Below are 19,135 nucleotides of genomic sequence, written 5' to 3'. Positions count from 1 at the left end.
GGACACCGCGGCGATCAGTACTCGGAGCGGTGGCGATGCCTCGCCGTGATCCCCAGGACCGATCGCCAGCGATACCGGAGATGCCCCTCGACCTTCGAGCCCGCCTTGAGGATCGCTCCGAGGTGCCCCTTGACGTCCCGAGCCGGGATGGTGGGAAGGCTTGCGATCCCACGGGCGAGCCGTCGGACGTCGGCGCTGAACGAGAGCGGCACGCCGGCATGGTGCTCGTAGTCGGACCACATGTGGACGTCGCCCCGTCCGAACTGCCTCTGCTGGCGGAGGAAGGCCCGGAAGCTCGTGCGGGACCGATAGTGGATCAGGCAGCCCGAGACGCGCTGCACGGTGAACCCGAGCAGCTGGGCGCGCGCTCCGAACTCGATGTCCTCCTGGCTCCGGTAGCGGGTCTGGAAGTCGCCGATCTCGAAGAACGCGTCGCGACGTACCGCCAGGCCGGAGCCTCCTGTGATCACGAACCGCCCCGCATGCGGGGGTGCCTGCTCCTCATGGCGCGCCGCGTCCTCCTCGACGGCGCGGAGTCTGCCCGCATCGGGCGCGTCGTCGCCGTGGAAGGCGGAGGCGTCGGACGGCGCGATCGCGAGGTCGTGGACCTCGAGGGCGTCGTGGAGCCTGCGGAGGAGGTGCGGCGACGGGATGTCGTCGGCGTCGATGAACACGAGGTGCTGACCCCGGGCGTGGCGCACCGGGATGTTGCGGGCCACGGCACGCCCGCGGGACGTGTGCGCCGCGACCACGGAGATCCTCGGGAGGGTGTCACGGAAGGCGTCGACGACGGAGCGGAAGCCGTCGGTGCTGAGGTTGTCCGAGACGATCACCTCGAACGGCGGGGGGTCCACCTGCTCGACCAGGGCCGACAGGAGCGCCGGCAGCGTGGCGGCCGCGTTGTAGCAGGGGATGATCACGCTGACGAGTGGATCGCTGTCGTCCTGCGGCTCCACGGCTGACTGCGGCCTCGCGAGCGAGGTCGGGCGCGGCGCTGTCTGCTCGGTCGGCATGGACGCAAGGTATCGCACGGCCGGGCCGGTCGGGTGCGCCGACCGGTGCGCTCCGCACCCGTGCGTGTCGCCGTCCGTCCTGCGCGGAGCGCCGCGGCCGACAGGGCCGGTCAGGGGGCCTCGGTCGGCGCGGCGTACAGGCGTCGGACCTGCTGGGAGAAGGCCTCGGGGCCGTACTGCCGCCTGATCTCAGGGGCGATGCGCGCCGCGTCCCGATGGAAGGGGGCGGGGTCCTGGAGCACCTCGATCAGCGAATCCGCGAACGCCTCGGGATCCGTCGTGATCGCGGCGAGGTGCCGTGCCGCCTCGATGCCCTCGGCACCGATCGGGGTCGACACCGCGGGCAGTCCGCGGGCCAGCGCCTCCAGGGTCTTGAACTTGACCCCCGACCCCAGGAGGAGCGGCACCGCGACGACGGTGAGATCCGCGTACGCCGCATCGAGGTCCTCGATGAAGCCGGTGGCCTCGATCGAGGGGGCGCCCGCCGCCACCGCGGTCGCGAAGCCGGTGGGATCCGCGCCGACCAGCAGGAGACGCGCACCGTCGGTCCCGTGCAGGACCCGGGGCCAGACGTGCTCCACGAACCAGCGGGTGCCGGCCTGGTTCACCTCGCGCCCGAAGGCGGCGACGATCCCGACGGTCGGACGGCCCGGGGGGTCCGGGACGTGCTCGCCGCCGGATGCCAGAGGGATCAGCGGGTCGAGGACGGTGACGTCGGCAGCTCCCGCGGCGCGCAGCAGCGCGGCGTCCGCCGGGCTGAGGGCGACGGCCAGGTCGAGGTGGCGCAGGATGCGACGCTCGTGGCGCCGGGTCACCTGCACACGACGTGCGGCGATCACCCCGGGGGCTCGCGCCAGGCGGCGCTCGGCGAGGTGGCTGAGCACGTCGTGGAAGGAGCCGATGCGCCGGGCGTGCGGGGCGATGCGGCGGACGATCGGCGCCAGCGCCGCGTACTCCTCCCACTGCAGGTCGACGACGTCGGCCCCGGCCAGCGCCGCACGCGCCCGGGGGTCCAGGAGGAGTCCCAGCGCGAGGGGGAGGGGAGGCAGCGTGAGGTCCAGGCGGCGCAGCAGGTTCTCGCCGCGGCCGAGGAGCGTGCGCATCCAGCGGGGCCCCGGGACACGCACCTCGAACCCCGTGGCGACCGCTCCCTCGCCCGCCGGAGGGGCGTCCGGAGGGGTCAGCACGAGGAGATCCGCGCACCCGTCCACCTGGATCTGGAGGTTCTGGAGGTGCCCGAGCCCGGCGGACGGCGCGGGGGACCCGTCCCCGACACGGGGAGCGATCATCACGACGCGGTGGCGCCTCACGAGATCACCTCCCGCACCCGGGCGAGCACGGGAGCGAAGGCCTCGGGCCAGGTGCTCGGCAGGGCCGCACCGGACGTCACAGGAACCCCTGCGTCGTGCCGCGCGCACGCCGCGACCAGGGCGTCACGCAGGGCCCCGACCCGGGCCGGGGCGACGGTGACCTCGCCGTACCGCGAGAGATCGGTCTTCCGGCCCCACGCGGTCGTGACGACGCGAGCACCCGCCTGGGCGACCTCGAGCGTCGGGTAGTTCGGATGGGGGGCGAGCATCGGTGACAGCGCCACGGCGGCGCGTCCGATGAGGGTCCGGTACTCCCTGAGGCCGAGCTTGCCGAGGTTCGTGAGGCGCTGCCCTCCGTCGAGCGTCAGGTCCGGGAGCTCCGCGTCGCCCGCCATCACCAGCGTCCAGCCCGCGAGTGCGGGGTCCGTCGAGGCCCGGTCCAGTGCCTCCAGGCCCAGCGCGAAGAGGTTCCGGGCCACCTGCGGGCGGGCGTAGAAGAAGAGCAGGCGCTCCGTGCCCGGATGCGGCTCGGGAGGACGGAGGACGGACGGCTCGAAGGAGATCCCGCGTCGCGCCAGGGCGGCGAACTCGGTGTGCGCGAAGTGGTCGCGGAGCACCTCGGTGTTGAACACGGGCAGGGTCGACGCGAGGGCGAAGGTCCGCGCCACCGCGAGCTCCTCGTCGCTCGCGGGATAGAAGATGCGCTCGTCGTCCTGGATCAGCTGGATCACCGGTGTCTCCAGCGGCAGCCGCGCGGCGACGGCGGTGTCCCACCACGCGCTCGTCACGACGAGCTCCCGGGGATGCAGCGGGAGCGGGGCGACCTCGTGATCCCGGCGCCATGACATGTCCACGAGCTCCACGCGGCGCGGGTCCACCGAGACGCCGAGCTCCCGGATCGCAGCGACGACGTCGGGTGCCGTGCGATGGCTCAGCGTCTCGACCACCCGCAGCGGACGGTCGAGGCCCTCGGCGAGGGAGGCACCGAGGGCCATCACCGTCGCCGTCCCGCCGAACAGGCTTCCCGGGTGCAGGGAACCGAGCACCGTGACCCCGGGCGCGGCCGTCGAGCTGCATGTCGGGATCGCCGGGTGCTCGGGACTGAACTCCGCGAGGAGGGCCCGGGCGTCGGAGAGCGGTGTGCTCGGTGCCCACCGCGCCTGGATCTGCTGGAGCAGGCGGTCACCGCGACGCAGACCTCCCCGTGCGCGGCGTGCCGCCCCTGTGAGGAGGCGGGGGAGCGGGGACTCGCGGGTCATCGTGCCTCCTCCGGACCCGGAGCCGACGCCTCGACGTCGTTCCAGGTCGACGGGCTGGTGGATGCCAGGGGCACGAGGGCGCCGTGCGGCTTGTAGCCGAACTCCAGGCCGGCGTCGGGGCCACCGCAGATCTCGGCCCAGACGGCGTCGAGCTCGCCCGAGGACAGGCCGGTCATCTCGCCCCAGTGCCCGTCGACGCCGGAGGCGGGACCCCCCAGGCCGGCGGCGGACAATCCGGCGGACCCCTTGCGGATCTTCTCCGCCAGCTGCGTGCGGGACCGCCAGGGGAGGTGCAGGAAGTGCAGACCGTCCCCGCGGGATCCGGGCCGGCGGACCCAGTGCGCCCCGTCGGCCACCTCCGCGAACGGGTGCGTCCGGAAGGCCACCTTGGTGATCGGGTGGGGATGCGGGTCCCAGGTCCACGGGGCGTCGCGGACGTCGGACGTGGGATAGGCGTTGTGGACGTGCGCCGTGACGATGTCCAGGCCCTGGCGGCGCGCGTCGGCAAGGGTCGCGGGCACGGTGTCCGTCGCGCCGACCCATCGTTCGTCGGCGTCGGCGGGGACGACCCAGTCGGCCCCCGCGCGCCATGCCAGGTGGGCGAGGTGGGTGAGCTTGGCGCCCTGGTGGAAACCTCGCAGCCGGTCGTCGAGAAGGGTGATCCGGGCATCGGAGCGCGCGAGCGCCTCCAGCATCGAGTCGGTCCCGTCCTGGGACCCGTTGTCCGCGACGAGGAGGCGGTCCAGGCCCTGGCCGAGGTGGTGGGTCACGAACTCCTCGATGACGTCGGCCTCGTCCCGGACCACGGCGATCAGCCACACGGATCCGAGGACCCGACGGTGCGGTCGCGGCCGCGTCCCGGTCATGGCGGCGGCGGCCCGGCGCCGGAGGAGGGTCTCGTCGGTGCCGCGCAGTCGCAGGCGTCGCCGGACCAGCGCTGCCTCCTGCCGGAGTCGACCCTCCGCGTCCACGGTCAGCTCCGTCCCGGTGCGTCGGTCATGGGCGTCTCGTGCGGGCTCTGCCCCTCGTCCCCGGGCGGCCCGGCGTCGAGGCGGCCCAGGTCGACGAGATGGGCGAAGGCGGGGGACGCGGCACGCACCTCGGAGAACGTGCCCAGGGCCTCGATCCGTCCGTCGGCCATCATCGCGACGGTGTCCACGTCCCGGACCGTGGACAGGCGATGGGCGATCACCAGCACGGTCACCTCCCCCCGGAGCGCCGAGATGGTCGCGGTGATGCGCCGCTCGGTCTCGTTGTCCAGGGCGCTCGTGGCCTCGTCGAGGACCAGCAGCCGCGGACGGCCGTAGAGCGCCCGGGCGATCCCCAGGCGTTGGCGCTGACCGCCCGAGAGCCGTGTCCCCCGCTCACCCACGCGCGTGGCGGTGCCCTCGGGCAGCGAGCGGACGAACTCGGTGAGCTGTGCCCGCGCGAGGGCGTCGGCGATCCGCTCGTCGTCGATGTCCGCCGCGTCCTGGTCGAAGGCGATGTTCTCGCGGATCGTCGCGTCCATGAGGAAGACCTCCTGGGGGACCACGGCGATGTTGGCGTGCCAGGCGGCCGGGTCCGAGGCGATGTCGGTGCCGTCGGCCGTCACGGTGCCCCTCGTCGGCGCCTGCAGCCCCAGGATCACGTCCACGAGCGTCGACTTCCCGGCACCGCTGGTCCCCACGAAGGCCATCGAGGACCCTGCCGGGATGGTCAGGTCGATCGAGCGCAGGACGTCGGCGTCCCCGCCCGCGTACCGGAAGGTGACGGCCTCCAGGCGCAGGGCATCCTCGAAGGGCATGGGGGTCTCGGCGGGGTCCTGGTGCGGGGGGATCGTGCGGGAGGCCGCGAGGTCGTCGTGGACGGCATCCAGTGCGGGCAGTCCGCTGCGGATCCCGGCGACCGCGCCGATCAGGCGCGAGAGCGAGGGGAGGAGGCGGAACGCGCCGGCGCCCAGCAGGCCGATGCTCACCACGAGGCTCGAGGTCCCCTGGGTGAGGACCACGACGACCGTGAGGACGAAGAAGCAGACGAAGAAGGCGATCTCGAGGACCGCCTTGGGCAGGTCGCCGACGAACGCGAGCACGCGCTGGGAGTGGGCCGCGCGATGCTCGAGCCGACGGTACGTCCCCACGAAGTGCGCCTGGGAGTGCCGGAGCTTGATCTCCTTCATGCCGCCGAAGGCGTGCTGGACCAGCTGGAAGCCCTGCTCGGCGAGGGAGAGGACCAGGCCGCCCTCGCGGACGACGCGGGGTCGCACGGCGCGCAGGAGGATCATCCCGGTGACCCCGAGCACCACCAGCAGTCCGACGGAGTACAGCGGGGTGGCCACGAGCAGCGCCGTGCCGATCACGATCACGGTGGTCAGCTCGATGATCAGGCTGACGAGACCCTGGGCGACGGAGGCGTAGAGCTGTCCGGTGGAGGTGCCGATCGTCGTGTACATGCTGCTCATCGATCGACGCTGGACCTGGGGGTAGGGGGCGTCGAGGTAGTACTGCATGAGCTCCGCGTAGGTCTCGGCACGCTCGTGCGTGAGGAAGCCGACCGACCACCACTTGAAGGCGAGGGAGAAGGTGTCCTTGAGCAGGAACCCGGCGACCACGGCGGCCAGCAGCACCAGGGTCAGGTCCTGGCGCGAGGTCAGCCCGGTCGTCGCGGCGATCGTGCCCAGGACGCCCTGGGTCACGTCGGCGCCCGTGAGCACCTGCAGGAGGGGGGCGACCAGCAGGATCGCGCCGGTCTCCATGAGCGTCACGGCGATCGACCCCAGGGTCAGGAGGACGAGTCCGCGCCGCGCGCGGCGCGAGAACACGACGCCCAGCTGCATCAGGCGGAAGCGGATCTGAGCCCGGACGTGACGGGTCATCGCGCCCCCCGCACGGTCCATCGCCCCGGCACCCGCAGCTGCGCCAGCACCGCCAGCGCCAGCCCCCGGACGGGAGCCGGGGAGTCCCGCCAGGTCCGGCGCAGGTCCGAGCGCAGCGCGGCGTCGGCGTCGCCGGCGCGCCAGCGCCTCAGGGCCAGGAACCACATCGCCTCGGGGATGAGGTCCGAAGCGGGAGTGGGCGCGCCCAGGTGCTTGCGGAAGCTCGCGGACATCGCTGCCAGGAACCGGGGGTTGTCCGCGGAGAAGGTGGTGTGGCCCAGCGACGTGGGCAGCTCCCGGAACACCACGAGCGGGGTGTCCACGCCCACGGCGTCCCCGCGCAGCGACAGGCGCAGCAGCAGGTCGAAGTCCTCGTAGTAGATGTCCGGGTCGTAGCCGCCCGCCTCCCGCATCGCCGCGGTCTCGGCCAGCACGGATGGTGCGGGGACGAAGGACTCCAGGACCAGGGAGCGGAACAGGTGCGGCGGGCGCTCGGCGGGCCAGACGTACGCGACGGAGAACGGCTCGGGCAGGAGCGTGCGGTGCTCGTCCTCCCGGAGGGCGTCGCTGTAGCTCCACGTCGTGCCCGCCGGTGCTTCGCGCAGGGCGGCCAGCTGCACTTCGAGACGCTCCGGCAGCATGCGGTCGTCGCCGCTGATGTACGTGAAGTACGGCTCCCGGGCGGTGGCCAGCGCCTCGGCGAGGTGCGCGGTGAGGCCTCGGTTGGTCGGGTGCAGGCGCAGCTCCCAGGGGATCTCCGGGAAGCGGGCGGCGCTCTCGCGGATCGCCTCGGCGGTCCCGTCGCCCGAGGCGTCGTCCACGACGATCACCTGGGCGGGACGTGCCGTCTGCGCGGCGATGGAGGCCATGCAGTCGCCGACCCAGGCGGCGTGGCGGTAGGCGACGACGACCACGGTCACCGGGGCCGGAGGTGGGACTGGGGCCACGTCAGCCGTCCACGACGATGCTGCGGGCATTCGTCGTCGTGCACACGCTCAGTACGATAGCCCACGACCGGCGCGGCTCCCGGTGGTGCGAGGCCCCTCGGCCGCGGCCGTCGCGCGCCCTCCGCCGGACGGTGCCGCAGCAGGTCGAGCAGTCGAGCACAGGGGAGCGCCGGTGACGCCGAGGCAGGACGGCCCGCGTCTCGTCGTCGCCCAGCAGGACCCGATCTCCCTGGACGGCACGACGGTCCGGATCGCGACCAAGAGCCTCGTCGGGCTGGAGCAGTACGCCCGCACGTGGCCCGGGGAGGTCGTCCTCCTCGCCCGCGCGACGGACCGCGCCGCCACGGTCACCCCGCTGCACACCGCCGTCGCCCGCGGGGAGCTGCCCTTCGACCTCGAGCTGCGCGAGGGCTCCGCGCCGTCGCGGGCCCGGGAGGGCGCGGCGGCGACCCTGGCCTTCCATCACCTCGACGCCGCCGCGCTGCTGGCACGGGATCCCCGGTCCGTGGTGCTGTTCGGGGAGTTCTCCCTGGCCGAGAGGATCCGGATCGGCGCCCTGGACGCACCGTCCGTGACGAGGGCCCGGGTCGCGGCGGGCTGGCTGCGTCGCCGGGGCGCCCTGCGTCGGATGGTCCGCGACACCGGCGGGTACCAGGCCAACGGGTATCCCGCGCTCTCCGCCTACGGAGCGCTGTCGCCCCGCGCGATGCTGTACCTCGACACGCGGATGACCGCCCCCCTGTTCGCCCGGGGACGCGATCACCTCGCCCCCGGGGACCCGTCGCCGGGGCATCCGCTCCGGCTCGGCTTCTCGGGACGGCACATCCGCGCCAAGGGCGCCGAGGATGCCGTGTCCGCCGCCGTCCGTGCCGCGACGCGGGGCCTCGCGCTCACCCTCGACGTCTTCGGGTCCGGGGAGGCCACCGCACGGATGCGGGCGATCGCCGCCCCGCTCGGCGACCGTGCACGGTTCCACGGGGACCTCGTCTTCGACGACGCCTGGGTGCGTGCCGTCGCCGCGGGCATCGACCTCATGGTGCTGCCGCACCGTCAGGGGGACCCGGCCGGCACCTACCTGGAGACCGCCGCGCTGGGGGTGCCCGTGCTCGGCTACGCCAACCGTGCCCTGCAGGCGCTCGTGGACCGGCACGGGATCGGGTGGACGGTGCCGATGGACGATGTGGACGCGCTCGCGGCGGCGATCGCCGGGATCGGCCGGGATCCCGCGGGCCGGGCGGCCGCCGGCGCCGCGGGCCGCGAGCTCATGTCCGAGCACCTCTTCGCGCGGGAGGCGGAGCGGCGCATCGCGCACCTCCGCGAGGTGGCGCAGGTCTGAGGCGCATCCCGCCCTCAGGCGGTCACCCTGCGTGCCGACGCACCGGCCCATCGGCCCCAGGCGCGGAGGATCACCCGCTGACAGGGCTTCTCCCAGAGGTGGTGCAGCACGGCGGCGGCCCCGAAGGACAGGCACACCGCCGCCAGGCACCATCCGAGCCCCGCCGCGCCCGCTCCTGACGCGAGGGGCGGCACCAGGGGCACCAGGTTCAGGATCACGAGCTCGTGCACCAGGTAGAGCGCGAAGCTGACCTCCCCGGCCCATTGCAGCGGACGCGCCCGGGTCCAGCGGATCTCCCCGCGCGCGTCCGCCCGGGCCAGTGCCACGACCAGCAGCACGCAGCACGGCGCCAGCACGACGCTCGCGGTGGTGTGGGGCAGCCCGGTGACGGCCAGCACCGCGTACACGAGCACTACGAGACCCGTCATCGGCAGCGGTCGCACAGCTGCCGGCGGCTCCCAGCCCCGTCGCAGGAGCAGGGCCGCGAGAGCACCGAGCACGAACTCGCCGCTGCGGATCACCGGATTGGGATAGGCCAGGGAGTCCGTGAGACCCGAGGCGGATCCCAGCACGATGCCCGCCGCGGCCATCACCGCCCACCATCCGCCCAGCGCCAGCACGGCCGAGCGGGTGGAGCGGCTGTGCGCCCACGCGAAGAGGAACGGCGCGACGACGTAGAACACCAGCTCGCACGACAGGGACCACGAGACGCCGTTGAGCCCGTAGACGACGTCGTACAGCGGGAACAGCGACTGGGTCAGGGTCAGGTTCGCCGCGATCGACAGGGCGGTGGGGGAGAAGATCGTGACCGGGACGACCAGGGCGATCAGCGCGGTGAGGACGTGTGCCGGGTAGATCCGGGCCAGGCGGCGCACCCAGAACCCCGTCGCCGGGTCCGCCGGGCGCGTGGACCACTGCAGGACGAACCCCGAGAGCACGAAGAACAGCGCCACCCCCACGAAGCCGGTGTCCACGAGCGGCCCGCCCTCCAGCCACGGCGTGCGCAGCGACAGGTGGTACCCGACCACCAGCAGCGCCGCGGGTGCCCGCAGCGCCGTGAGCGAGGGCAGGCGGGGCGCCGGGACGACGCTCTCGCGCGGGGTGGGCACGGCAGGCATGGGGGAAGACTCTCAGATCACGGGGGAGGCAGGGGCGGGGTGGCGGGCACCGGGCGGCCGAGGGGCCGACGCCGCTCAGGTCCGGGTCGTCCCGGCGGCAGGCGGCGAGCCGCCCAGGATCGGCGCGGGCGCGGGCGCAGCATCGGGCGAGGTATCGGGCTCGGCGTCGATCACCGTGGCCGGTGACGCCGTGACCACCGGGCGCGCCGGCTGCGTCGCGACGTCCGTCACCGCCGGCGGGGCCTCCACCACCGGGGGCGGCGAGGCCGGGATGCGGGGGTGGCGACGCTTCCACCAGCCGAGGATCGCGAGCTGCCACGGCTTCTCCCACAGATGGTGGATCGCGACCGCCGCCAGGATCGACAGCCCCAGCACCGCGCCCGCCCAGGCCAGGCCCTCCGCCCGGGAGGACACGGGGCCCACCAAGGGCATCACGTTGATGATCACGAGCTCGTGGATCAGGTACAGCGCGAAGCTGCAGTCCCCGGCCCACTGGAGCACGGGGGCGCGCAAGAACGTGGTGCGGCCCTCGACGTCCGAGCGCGCCATCGCGATCGACAGCAGTGCGAAGCAGGGGCCCAGCATCATCTCGGCCGCGGTGGGCGGGACGTGGAACGTCGCGACGGCGACGTGCACGAGCACCACGAACACCGCGGTCGGCAGCGGTCGCAGCACCTTCGGCGGCGTCCACCCGCGGCGCAGCAGCAGGGCCGCCAGGGCACCCAGGACGAACTCACCGCTGCGGATCACGGGGTTGGGGTAGGCCAGTCCGTTGGTCAGGCCCGAGGCGTAGCCCAGCACGATCCCCAGCAGCGCGATCCCCAGCCACCACGACCCCATCGCCAGCACCACGGTGCGGGTGGAGCGGCGGTGCGCCCAGCGGAACAGGAACGGCGCCACCGCGTAGAAGGCCATCTCGCACGACAGCGACCAGGAGACGCCGTTGAGGGAGAACACCACGTCGTACAGCGGGATGAAGGCCTGGGTGAGCGTGAGGTTCGCGGCGACCCCCAGCACCGTGGGGGCGAACACCGTGATCGGCACGAGCAGGGCGATGACCGCCACCAGCAGGTGCGAGGGGTAGATCCGCGCGAAGCGGCGCACCCAGAAGCCCTTGGCGGTGTCGTGGGGCCGCGAGGACCACATGAGCACGAACCCGGACAGCACGAAGAACATCGAGATGCCCACGAAGGCGCTCTCCAGCACGGGCACGCCCTCGAGCCACGGGGTGCGCAGGCGCAGGTGGTAGAGCACGACGAACAGCGCGGCGGGCCCGCGCAGCGCCGTGAGCGAGGCGAGGTGGGGAACCCGGGTGCTGCCCCGGCGGAGGGGGAGGCGGTGAGCGCGGCGGCAGGCATGGACGGACTCCGGGATTCGGCCGTGGGCGGAGGCGGGGAAGGGCGCGAGCCGGGATGCGGGGCGTGCGCCGGCCGGACGGGTCGCGGTGAGGAGCCACGAACTGGACGAGCGCACGCGAGTGGTCGTCGGCCTGACCCGACTCTAGCCACGATCCGTCGCGAATGTCGGTGTCGTGACGGTGTGTGCGGGCTCGACCTCGTCACCGGTCACTGGCGCGCACAGCGACCGGCGGCACGGAGGTCGGGGACGGGAGGGCGTGGACGGGAGGCGCGGCGGGGCCCGGGACGGGGGTCGGACCCCTGCGTGCCGGCGCGACCCCAGGCAGGCGGGCCCTGTGACCTTGGGTGCAGAGAGTGGGGGGATCTTGTGCAGGCGGCCTCCGGGGACCACCCTGGGTGCACTGTGCGCAGAAGGGTGCCGACCACATGACGACCGACGCCGGGACCAGGGTCACGTCCTCGACCCGCCCCGCGCCGCGCCCGGAACCGGACGGTCCGGGCTCCGAGGAGCCTCGCCTCCCCGCGCAGGCCCTCGTCGACGCCGCGCCCGCCTGGACCGCCGATCCCGAGATCCTGCGCCCCGCCGACACGGACCCCGCCGCCCCCTCCGGCGCCGCTCGTGTCCGCACCTCCCGGCGCCACCTGCTCGTCGCCCTCGTGGGCATGGACGTCGTCGCGCTCGCACTCGCCGTGCTCATCGCCTACCTCGCCCGTCAGGTCACCCCCGGTCTCGGCCACGCCGGGGACCTCCCGGGGATCCTGCAGCAGGGGGCCTGGCCGATCGCGCTGGGCTGGCTCGTGGCGATCACCGCCTTCGGCGGCTACAACGTGCGGCTCATGCAGGCGGGCTCGGAGATCTTCCGCAACGTCCTGCACGCGAGCCTGGCCGCCGCCGGGATCGTGGGCGGCGCCGTGTACCTCTCGGGGATCGAGCTGTCCCGCGTGTTCTTCGTGGCGCTGTTCGTGGCGGGCCCCCCGCTGCTGCTCCTCAACCGCGCCCTGCTGCGCCGGGTGCTGAACCTGCTGCGACGACGGGGACGGATGCGTCAGAGCGTGCTGGCCATCGGCGCCCTCACCCACGTCGACTCGATCGCCGCGACCGTGCACCGCGAGGGCTGGCTGGGCTACGACGTGGTCGGGGCGCTCGTGCCGGCGGGCGTGGCCGCCTCCCGCTCCCGGGCGGGGATCCCGGTGCTGGGCGCCGAGGACGACGTGGTCGCCGTCGCGCGCGCCCTGCGGCCCGCCGTGCTCCTGTTCGCCGCGGGATCCAGCGCGAGCGCCGAGGACTTCCGGCGCACCGCCTGGGAGCTCGAGGATCTCGACGTCGACGTGATCGTGGTGCCGGCCGTCAGCGAGATCTCGGGCGACCGCATGAGCATGCGCCCGGTGGCGGGCCTGCCGCTGGTGCACCTGGACCTCCCGCGCTCGCAGGACGCGCTGCGGCGCTCCAAGCGCTTCTTCGACGTCGTGGCCAGCGCCGTCCTGCTGACGGTCGCCGCCCCCGTGCTGGCGGTCGTCGCCCTCGTGGTGCGCCTCCACGACGGCGGCCCCGTGCTCTTCCGGCAGACCCGCGTGGGACGCAGCGGCGAGGAGTTCGAGTTCCTGAAGTTCCGGACCATGGGCACCGACGCCGAGCAGCGCCTGGCCGAGCTCCTCGCCGAGGACCGCGACCGCGGCAACGACGTCCTGTTCAAGCTCGCCCGGGACCCGCGGGTCACGCGGCCGGGCCGCCTCCTGCGGCGCTTCTCCCTCGACGAGCTGCCCCAGCTGTGGAACGTGCTGCGCGGCGACATGAGCCTGGTGGGCCCGCGCCCGGCGCTCCCGCGCGAGGCGGCGCGGTACGACCAGGACGCCCGGCGCCGCCTCTCGGTGCGCCCGGGCATCACGGGCCTGTGGCAGGTCTCCGGCCGCAGCGACCTCTCCTGGTCCGAGACGGTGCGCCTGGACATGTACTACGTGGACAACTGGTCCTTCACCCAGGACGTGCTGATCCTGACCAAGACGGTGCGGGCCGTGCTCGCGAGCTCCGGGGCGTACTGAGCCGCGGGGCCGTACCTGGAGCCCCGGTCGTGCTGAGCGCACCGGTCGTGCTGCGCGCGATCGGTCGTCGAGCGACCGGTCCGCGCGAACCTTGCGGGCGGCCGTCGACGTCGATGCTCCCGCGCGTGTGATGTCCGGTGCACGGGAAGCTCCCCGGCTTGTCGCGACCGGCGGACGCGAAGAAGCTGGGGCGATGAGCACGAACGGGAGGTCGAGCGCACCGGCCGCAGCAGGTCCGGCGAGACCCCGCCACCGCGTCCTGCGCACGATCGCCCTGATCCTGCTGATCGCCTACGCCGCAGCCGCCCTGGCGCTGCTGCTGACCCCCTCGGGATGGTGGGTCAACCGCGTCAATGTGGAGGTCTGGCTCGCGGTCACCGAGCCCTTCGGCCTCCAGCGCACGATCACCCCCGACGAGTTCCAGGGGGTCGCCAACATCGTCCTGTTCGTCCCGGCCTTCGCGGCGCTCGCCGTGCTCCGTCCCACCTGGTGGTGGGTGGCCCTGGGTGCCGGGCTCTCGGCGTGCGTCGAGACCTACCAGCTCGTGATCGGGACGCGGCAGGCATCGGTCGTCGACGTCCTCATGAACACCCTCGGGGCGCTGATCGGCGTCGCGATCGGGAGGGTGATCATCCGTCGTGCACGCGCTCGCGCCCAGGGGCGCGCCACGGGCGTCAGCCCTGCCCCGGACGCCGGGCGCGCAGCCTCCGCGCCCCCCGCGCCAGGCGATGCCACCACTCCGCCCGCAGCTCGCGGCGCGAGGGGGCATGGCCCAGGGCCAGCTCCAGATGATCGCGGTTGACCCGCGCGGCCTCCACGAGCAGTCGCGCCCGGTGCACGGGGCCCCGGGCATCCCGCAGACGTGCCCTCCACACGACGGTGGGATTCTCCCCGGCATGCACCGCGCGCCAGAGGTGCTCCCCGGACACTCCCCGGGCGCGCTCCGGGCGGTCCGTCGCCAGGGCGAGGGGCACCGTCGCGCCCAGCCGGTCGGCGAGGGTGTCGACCACGTCCCGCTCCGCGGGCGGCACCTGCGTCCAGGCCACGTCCACGTCGTGCTCGCGCCGCCCCATCGCGTCCCGGGCCGCATGCACCAGCAGCACCAGGCGCTGCGCCGTCAGGTCCGGGACGGCGCACTCGTGACCTCCCAGCTCCACGGTGCCGCGATGCTCCCAGAGCTCCGCGAAGGTCGCGCGGGGGTCGCGCTCGAGCCCGGGGAAGCTACGGTGCACGTCCACGGTGCCCCACACGGGGTGGAAGTAGGTCGCGGCATGCGTGAACACGCTCCCGTGGGCGAAGGTCGTGCGGCGCTCCCAGCCGGCCGCCGTCAGGCGTGCGGTGTAGGCCGGGACGTCGTCCGGGGTCACCAGCACGTCGCAGTCGGTGGAGGGCGGCCGCCCGGCCGAGAGCGTCGGGTGCAGGGCCTCGCCCTTGAGGTGCAGCACCCGCAGTCCGCGGTCCCGTGCCGCAGGGGAGCGGTGTCCGTCGACGGGGACGCGCGGCGCGGCGAGGTGCTCGAGGCAGGCGTGCGCGAGCCGCAGCCGCGTCCGGTCGGGGACGGTGGCGTCCGGGCCTGCAGGGTCGGGCACGGCCGGGACGTCCATGGCGCCCATAGTATGGACCGACGCCTGACGGGACGGACGAGGACGCATGTGGGAGCTTGACGGGACCCTCCAGCACTACGCCTGGGGCTCCGAGCGGACCCTTCCGGAGTTCCTGGGACGCCCGATCGACGGCCGCCCCTGGGCGGAGCTGTGGTTCGGCGCCCATCCCGCGGGACCGTCGCAGGCACCCGATACGGGCACCGGGCTGGACACGATGATCTCCGCCGACCCCCACGGCACGCTGGGCGACGTCGTGACCCGTGCCTTCGGGCCCCGCCTGCCCTTCCTCCTCAAGCTCATCGCCCCCGCGGTCCCGCTGTCGCTGCAGGTCCATCCCAGCCGCAGCCACGCCGCGGAGTCCTTCGCCGCCGAGAACGCGGCGGGACTGCCCCTGGACTCCCCGGTGCGCAACTACCGCGACGACAACCACAAGCCGGAGCTGGTGGTGGCCCTGACGCGCTTCGAGGCGCTGTGCGGGTTCCGCACCCCCCGTCGTGCCGCCGGGATCCTCGACGGCCTGGACACCCCTCTCACCGACCGGCTGTGCGCCCTCCTGCGGGATCTGCCGAGCGCCCAGGGGATGCGCGCCGCCTTCCGCACCCTGGTCTCCCCGTCGATGCGCCCGGACCCCGAGGCGGTCGCCGACGTCGCCGCGGCCTGCGCCGCGCGGCTGGCCGAGGGCGCCTCCCCGTCCCCCCGGATCGACCGCACCGTGGCGATGCTCCAGGAGCACTTCCCCGGCGACCCCGGGGTGGTGGCCGCGCTGCTGCTGAACCCCGTGACCCTGCGTCCCGGGGAGTCGATGTACGTCCCCGAGGGTGCCATCCACTCCTACCTCTCGGGGTTCGGGGTCGAGATCATGGCGGCCAGCGACAACGTCCTGCGCGCGGGGCTGACCGTGAAGAAGGTCGATGCCGACGAGATGCTGGGCTGCGTCTCGGTGGTCGCCGCCCCGCCGCTGCGGGTGGCCCCCGAGCGCCAGACCGAGGCCACCGTGGCGTACTACGCGCCGGTGGACGACTTCGAGCTGTCGCTGACCACCCTCGACGAGGCGAGCGGGCCGCAGGCCGTGACCGTCCCCGGCAGCGGCCCGCGGATCCTGCTGGGGCTCGACGGCGAGGTCGAGGTGAGCGCGGGCGGTGCCACCCGCACCCTCGTCCGCGGCGGCGCGCTCTTCGTCCCCGATGCCGACGGGCCGGTGCGCGTGCACGGCACGGGCCGCCTGGTCCAGGCGTGCACACCGTGACACCCGTCAGGATGCCGCTGTCATGACCCGCGACGGTGACGCCGACCGGGTCGAGCTGGCCGAGCTGGCCTGGGAGGACGATGCCGCGGGGCGGTGGGTCGCCGCCCTGCCCGACGGGCCGATCCTCCACGTCGACGCCGTCGGGGAGCTCATCGTGGACATCGTGGCCGATGCAGACGGTCCCGTGACCGTCGAGGAGATCGCCCGCGAGGCCAGACGCCGCGTGCCCGGCGCCCCGCCCTCGGCCCTCGAGGACGTCCGGGCGTTCGTCGCCGCGCTCCGGGAGGCGGGCGTGGTGCGTGCCGCCCCGAGGCCCGCCGTCGGCCCTGCGGCACCGGGTCCGGGCGCGGCATGACAGCCTGTACCCCGTGAACGCCCTGCACATCGCGACCCTCGCCCTCGCGGCCCTGCTCGCCGTCGCGGCCGTGGCCAAGCTCCGTGAGGACGACGCGATCGCGCGCGCCGCCTGGATCGACCTCGACATCCCCGTGGCGCTGCGCCGCAGGGCCCTGCGGCGCGCCCACCCCATCGGCGAGCTCGCCCTCGCGGTGCTGGCCCTGCTGCCCGGCGTGCTCTCCCTGCTCGGCGCGCTGGGCATGCTGGTCCTGACCCTCGTCTACCTCGGGGTGATCGTGCGGGTCGTGCGCCGTCCCGAGCCCGTGGCCTGCGCCTGCTTCGGGGAGGACGGCGGTGTGGTCTCCGGCCGCACCGTCGAGCGCAACCTGCTGCTGGTGGCCCTGGGTGGATGCGCCGTCGCGGCCGCCGCCCTGACCGGCGGACCCTTCGACCACCTGGGCGACCAGGTGATGAACGCGCCGCTGGCCCTGGCCGTCGGTCTGCTGGCCCTCGCGGCGGGCTGGTTCAGCGGCCCCGGCTCCGCCTCGGCGCCCGCTGTGGTGGCCGCCCCGGCTGAGCCCGCGTCGGATCGCGACCCGGCCGATGAGGACGTCGCCGGAGGCCTGGCCGGCGATGACACCGAGGACGACTACGTGCGGACCCTGACGCCCCGCGCCCGGGTCACGACCGCCGAGGGGGCGGTGACCGATCTCCTCGCCCTCTCCCAGAAGGCGCCGCAGCTGCTCGTGTTCGGCTCCCCGGGCTGCTCCTCGTGCCTGCGCCTGTCGCCCCAGCTGGCCGGCTTCCGTGCCCGGCTGCCCCAGGTCGAGGTCCGCATGGTCACGAGCGTGCCCCTGGAGGAGCTCCGCGAGCAGGCGCCCGAGTGGGTGGACCTGGCGCTGCTGGACGCCGACGCGACCGCCGCCTCGATGCTCCAGGTGCTCCGGACGCCCACGGCGTTCCTGCTGGGCACCGACGGGATGCTCGCGGGAGGGCCCGTCGTGGGAACCCAGAACATCGCCGACCTCGTGGACGACATCGCCGAGGCGCTCGCCGAGGGCGGGGTCCCGGCTCCCGAGCCCGCACCCGAGGCCGAGGTCGGCGCGGACGCCAGGACGGACGCGCCGCCCGGCACTGGTCCGGATGCCCCTCCGCCGGGAGCGTCCGCAGCAGACGTCGAGCGGTCGGGGGATGCCACACCCATCGGGGACGCCGCACCGCGCGGTGACGATGCACCCCCGACGGCCGACACGCCCTCCGCAGCGGCCGGCGGGGCCGTCGTGGCCGCCGCGCCGTCCGTCGATGCCCCCACGTCACCCACCCCGCCACAGCGACTCGTCCTGGCCGTGGCCGGCGTCCGGATCGACCTGCTCGTGGAGGACCCCGAGCTCGCAGGCCGACTGGCCGTGCTGTGGGATCACCTCCTGGTCGGGGACCCCCTCGCCGTCGCCGACGATCCGGCGGTGCCCGGGACCTCGGACGCCGCGACGCAGCATCCAGCCACCGATGCCCCCGAAACGCCCGATGGGCAGGAGTTCCGCACACCCGGAGGCCCCGACGGCGTCGTCCACGTGCTCGGTCCCGAGGGCGGTGCGATGACGGACGGGGTCGGCTCCGACCCGGCGGGGGACGCGGATCTCGACGTCCCGGACGCGAGCGTCCCGGAGCATCCCGTCGTGCGACCGCTGCGCAGCACCCTGCATCTGGACCCCCGGCACGTCACGAGCGAGTACTCCGTCTCGGGCGCGGTGACCCGCATGCTCATCGCCCTGCACCGCGGGCGCTTCCTGCTGCTGCACGGCGCCGTCGTGGCGCGCGACGGTCGCGCGCTCGCGCTCCTCGCGCCGTCGGGGACGGGCAAGTCCCATGCCGCGCGGCACCTGGGTGCAGCCCCCGGCGTCGAGTACCTGAGCGACGAGACGGTGATCGTGGATCCCGGCACCTCGATGGTGCTGCCCTTCCCCAAGCCCCTGTCGCAGGTCCGCGAACCCGGGGGCTGGGCCAAGTCGGACGAGGCCCTGCCCCAGGCGGGCCTCACGCCGGCGACCGGGCCCGTGCCCCTGGCCGGGATCGTCGAACTCGTGCGGGACCGTGATGCCTCCGATGCCTCCGATGCCTCCGATGCCTCCGGCACCTCCGACGACGGCGTCCGGCTCGAGCGCCTGGACCTCGCGGAGGCGCTGCGGGTGCTCGCCCCGCTGACCTCCTCGCTCGCGGCGATGGACGGCCCGCTGGACCTGCTCGCCGCGCTCCTGGACACCGTGGGCGGCCTGCACCGGGTGACCTACCGGGACGTCGGCGATGCCGAGGCCCTTCTCTGGCAGGTGCTCGACGCCGATGCCGTGCGCACCCCGCGCGACCACCTGCCCGGCCGGGACTCCGTGGGCACCCTGCTCGAGGTCGCGCCCTTCGCGGACGCCCTGGTGCTGGACGATTCGACCATGGTGCTCGACGCCCAGGGCGTGCGCGACGTGACCGGCTTCGGGGCGGTGGTGTGGGAGACCCTCGCCGAGTCCGGGCCGCTCACCACGGACGGGCTGCGGACGCGGCTCGAGGAGCGCATCGGCGCCCACCCCGAGGCGGGGGCGCTCATCGACTCCGCGCTCCGGGAGCTCGCTGATGCCGGGCTCGTGCTGCGTCATGAGGCCGATGGCACGGCAGGCCGGTCCAGCCGCGTCTGACGGCAGCTCGCGTCATGCCTGACCGTGTCGGCC

The 19,135-nt window shown here is 74.2% G+C and carries 14 protein-coding genes and 1 pseudogene; 6 read left to right on the top strand and 9 right to left on the bottom strand.

The genetic code is table 11. From position 1 onward, the window contains the following. Positions 1-14 precede the first annotated feature (14 nt). The 6 genes from ACT3TZ_RS02635 to ACT3TZ_RS02610 all read right to left on the bottom strand — a co-directional run bounded on the left by ACT3TZ_RS02635 (position 15) and on the right by ACT3TZ_RS02610 (position 7,383). On the bottom strand, positions 15-1,013 hold the full coding sequence (locus ACT3TZ_RS02635; RefSeq protein ID WP_444581840.1) for a glycosyltransferase: 999 nt from the start codon (positions 1,011-1,013) through the stop codon (positions 15-17). A 110-nt stretch (positions 1,014-1,123) separates the two neighbouring features. Beyond that, a complete protein-coding gene (locus ACT3TZ_RS02630) occupies positions 1,124-2,323 on the bottom strand; it encodes a glycosyltransferase (protein ID WP_444581839.1) in 1,200 nt (399 codons plus the stop codon). After that, on the bottom strand, positions 2,320-3,582 hold the full coding sequence (locus ACT3TZ_RS02625; protein WP_444581838.1) for a rhamnosyltransferase WsaF family glycosyltransferase: 1,263 nt from the start codon (positions 3,580-3,582) through the stop codon (positions 2,320-2,322). The genes ACT3TZ_RS02630 and ACT3TZ_RS02625 overlap by 4 nt, the downstream gene beginning before the upstream one ends. Beyond that, positions 3,579-4,553, bottom strand: coding sequence for a glycosyltransferase family 2 protein (locus ACT3TZ_RS02620; RefSeq protein WP_444581837.1), 975 nt, complete (start codon positions 4,551-4,553; stop codon positions 3,579-3,581). Before ACT3TZ_RS02620 ends, ACT3TZ_RS02625 begins: the two co-directional genes overlap by 4 nt. A 2-nt stretch (positions 4,554-4,555) precedes the next feature. Continuing rightward, on the bottom strand, positions 4,556-6,436 hold the full coding sequence (locus ACT3TZ_RS02615; RefSeq protein WP_444581836.1) for an ABC transporter ATP-binding protein: 1,881 nt from the start codon (positions 6,434-6,436) through the stop codon (positions 4,556-4,558). Continuing rightward, positions 6,433-7,383: a glycosyltransferase family 2 protein gene (locus tag ACT3TZ_RS02610; protein ID WP_444581835.1), complete on the bottom strand. Its 951-nt coding sequence runs from the start codon at positions 7,381-7,383 to the stop codon at positions 6,433-6,435. The genes ACT3TZ_RS02615 and ACT3TZ_RS02610 overlap by 4 nt, the downstream gene beginning before the upstream one ends. A 172-nt stretch (positions 7,384-7,555) precedes the next feature. Between ACT3TZ_RS02610 and ACT3TZ_RS02605 the strand changes: the two genes are divergently transcribed. Then, positions 7,556-8,719 carry a glycosyltransferase gene (locus tag ACT3TZ_RS02605; RefSeq protein ID WP_444581834.1) on the top strand — a complete coding sequence of 388 codons (1,164 nt, stop codon included), beginning with the start codon at positions 7,556-7,558 and terminating at the stop codon, positions 8,717-8,719. Between the two features lie 14 nt (positions 8,720-8,733). On the opposite strand, the gene ACT3TZ_RS02600 is transcribed toward ACT3TZ_RS02605, so the two are convergent. Then, the gene (locus ACT3TZ_RS02600; RefSeq protein ID WP_444581833.1) at positions 8,734-9,837 is read right to left on the bottom strand and encodes an acyltransferase family protein; all 1,104 of its coding nucleotides are present in this window, start codon (positions 9,835-9,837) and stop codon (positions 8,734-8,736) included. A gap of 75 nt (positions 9,838-9,912) precedes the next feature. Next, entirely contained in the window at positions 9,913-11,310 is a 1,398-nt protein-coding gene (locus ACT3TZ_RS02595; protein ID WP_444581832.1) for an acyltransferase family protein, read from the bottom strand. A 311-nt stretch (positions 11,311-11,621) separates the two neighbouring features. Between ACT3TZ_RS02595 and ACT3TZ_RS02590 the strand changes: the two genes are divergently transcribed. Beyond that, a complete protein-coding gene (locus ACT3TZ_RS02590) occupies positions 11,622-13,235 on the top strand; it encodes a sugar transferase (RefSeq protein WP_444581831.1) in 1,614 nt (537 codons plus the stop codon). A 130-nt stretch (positions 13,236-13,365) separates the two neighbouring features. Then, positions 13,366-13,851 (top strand): annotated as a pseudogene (locus ACT3TZ_RS02585) (VanZ family protein); the annotation flags it as partial. A 58-nt stretch (positions 13,852-13,909) separates the two neighbouring features. Here ACT3TZ_RS02585 and ACT3TZ_RS02580 read toward each other — a convergent pair. Beyond that, entirely contained in the window at positions 13,910-14,839 is a 930-nt protein-coding gene (locus ACT3TZ_RS02580; protein WP_444581830.1) for a nucleotidyltransferase family protein, read from the bottom strand. A gap of 46 nt (positions 14,840-14,885) precedes the next feature. Here ACT3TZ_RS02580 and manA point away from each other — a divergent pair, with 46 nt between their 5' ends. Genes manA through ACT3TZ_RS02565 form a run of 3 tightly spaced genes read left to right on the top strand, consistent with a single transcriptional unit; the run spans position 14,886 to position 19,102 of the window. After that, positions 14,886-16,085: a mannose-6-phosphate isomerase, class I gene (gene manA / locus ACT3TZ_RS02575; RefSeq protein ID WP_444581829.1), complete on the top strand. Its 1,200-nt coding sequence runs from the start codon at positions 14,886-14,888 to the stop codon at positions 16,083-16,085. A 22-nt stretch (positions 16,086-16,107) separates the two neighbouring features. Beyond that, positions 16,108-16,440: a PqqD family protein gene (locus ACT3TZ_RS02570; protein ID WP_444581828.1), complete on the top strand. Its 333-nt coding sequence runs from the start codon at positions 16,108-16,110 to the stop codon at positions 16,438-16,440. 13 nt (positions 16,441-16,453) lie between these two features. Beyond that, positions 16,454-19,102: a MauE/DoxX family redox-associated membrane protein gene (locus ACT3TZ_RS02565; protein WP_444581827.1), complete on the top strand. Its 2,649-nt coding sequence runs from the start codon at positions 16,454-16,456 to the stop codon at positions 19,100-19,102. Positions 19,103-19,135: the final 33 nt, after the last annotated feature.

It is taken from the genome of Brachybacterium sp. AOP25-B2-12, assembly GCF_052378625.1.
In the GTDB taxonomy this organism is placed as follows: domain Bacteria; phylum Actinomycetota; class Actinomycetes; order Actinomycetales; family Dermabacteraceae; genus Brachybacterium.
This window is presented reverse-complemented; position numbering and strand designations above follow the sequence as displayed.

Bases quoted from the DNA above. Each gene is read 5' to 3' on its own strand.
- ACT3TZ_RS02635 (WP_444581840.1), bottom strand. From the start codon at position 1,013: ATGCCGACCGAGCAGACAGCGCCGCGCCCGACCTCGCTCGCGAGGCCG.
- ACT3TZ_RS02625 (WP_444581838.1), bottom strand. From the start codon at position 3,582: ATGACCCGCGAGTCCCCGCTCCCCCGCCTCCTCACAGGGGCGGCACGC.
- ACT3TZ_RS02615 (WP_444581836.1), bottom strand. From the start codon at position 6,436: ATGACCCGTCACGTCCGGGCTCAGATCCGCTTCCGCCTGATGCAGCTG.
- ACT3TZ_RS02600 (WP_444581833.1), bottom strand. From the start codon at position 9,837: ATGCCTGCCGTGCCCACCCCGCGCGAGAGCGTCGTCCCGGCGCCCCGC.
- ACT3TZ_RS02590 (WP_444581831.1), top strand. From the start codon at position 11,622: ATGACGACCGACGCCGGGACCAGGGTCACGTCCTCGACCCGCCCCGCG.
- ACT3TZ_RS02580 (WP_444581830.1), bottom strand. From the start codon at position 14,839: ATGGACGTCCCGGCCGTGCCCGACCCTGCAGGCCCGGACGCCACCGTC.
- manA (WP_444581829.1), top strand. From the start codon at position 14,886: ATGTGGGAGCTTGACGGGACCCTCCAGCACTACGCCTGGGGCTCCGAG.
- ACT3TZ_RS02570 (WP_444581828.1), top strand. From the start codon at position 16,108: ATGACCCGCGACGGTGACGCCGACCGGGTCGAGCTGGCCGAGCTGGCC.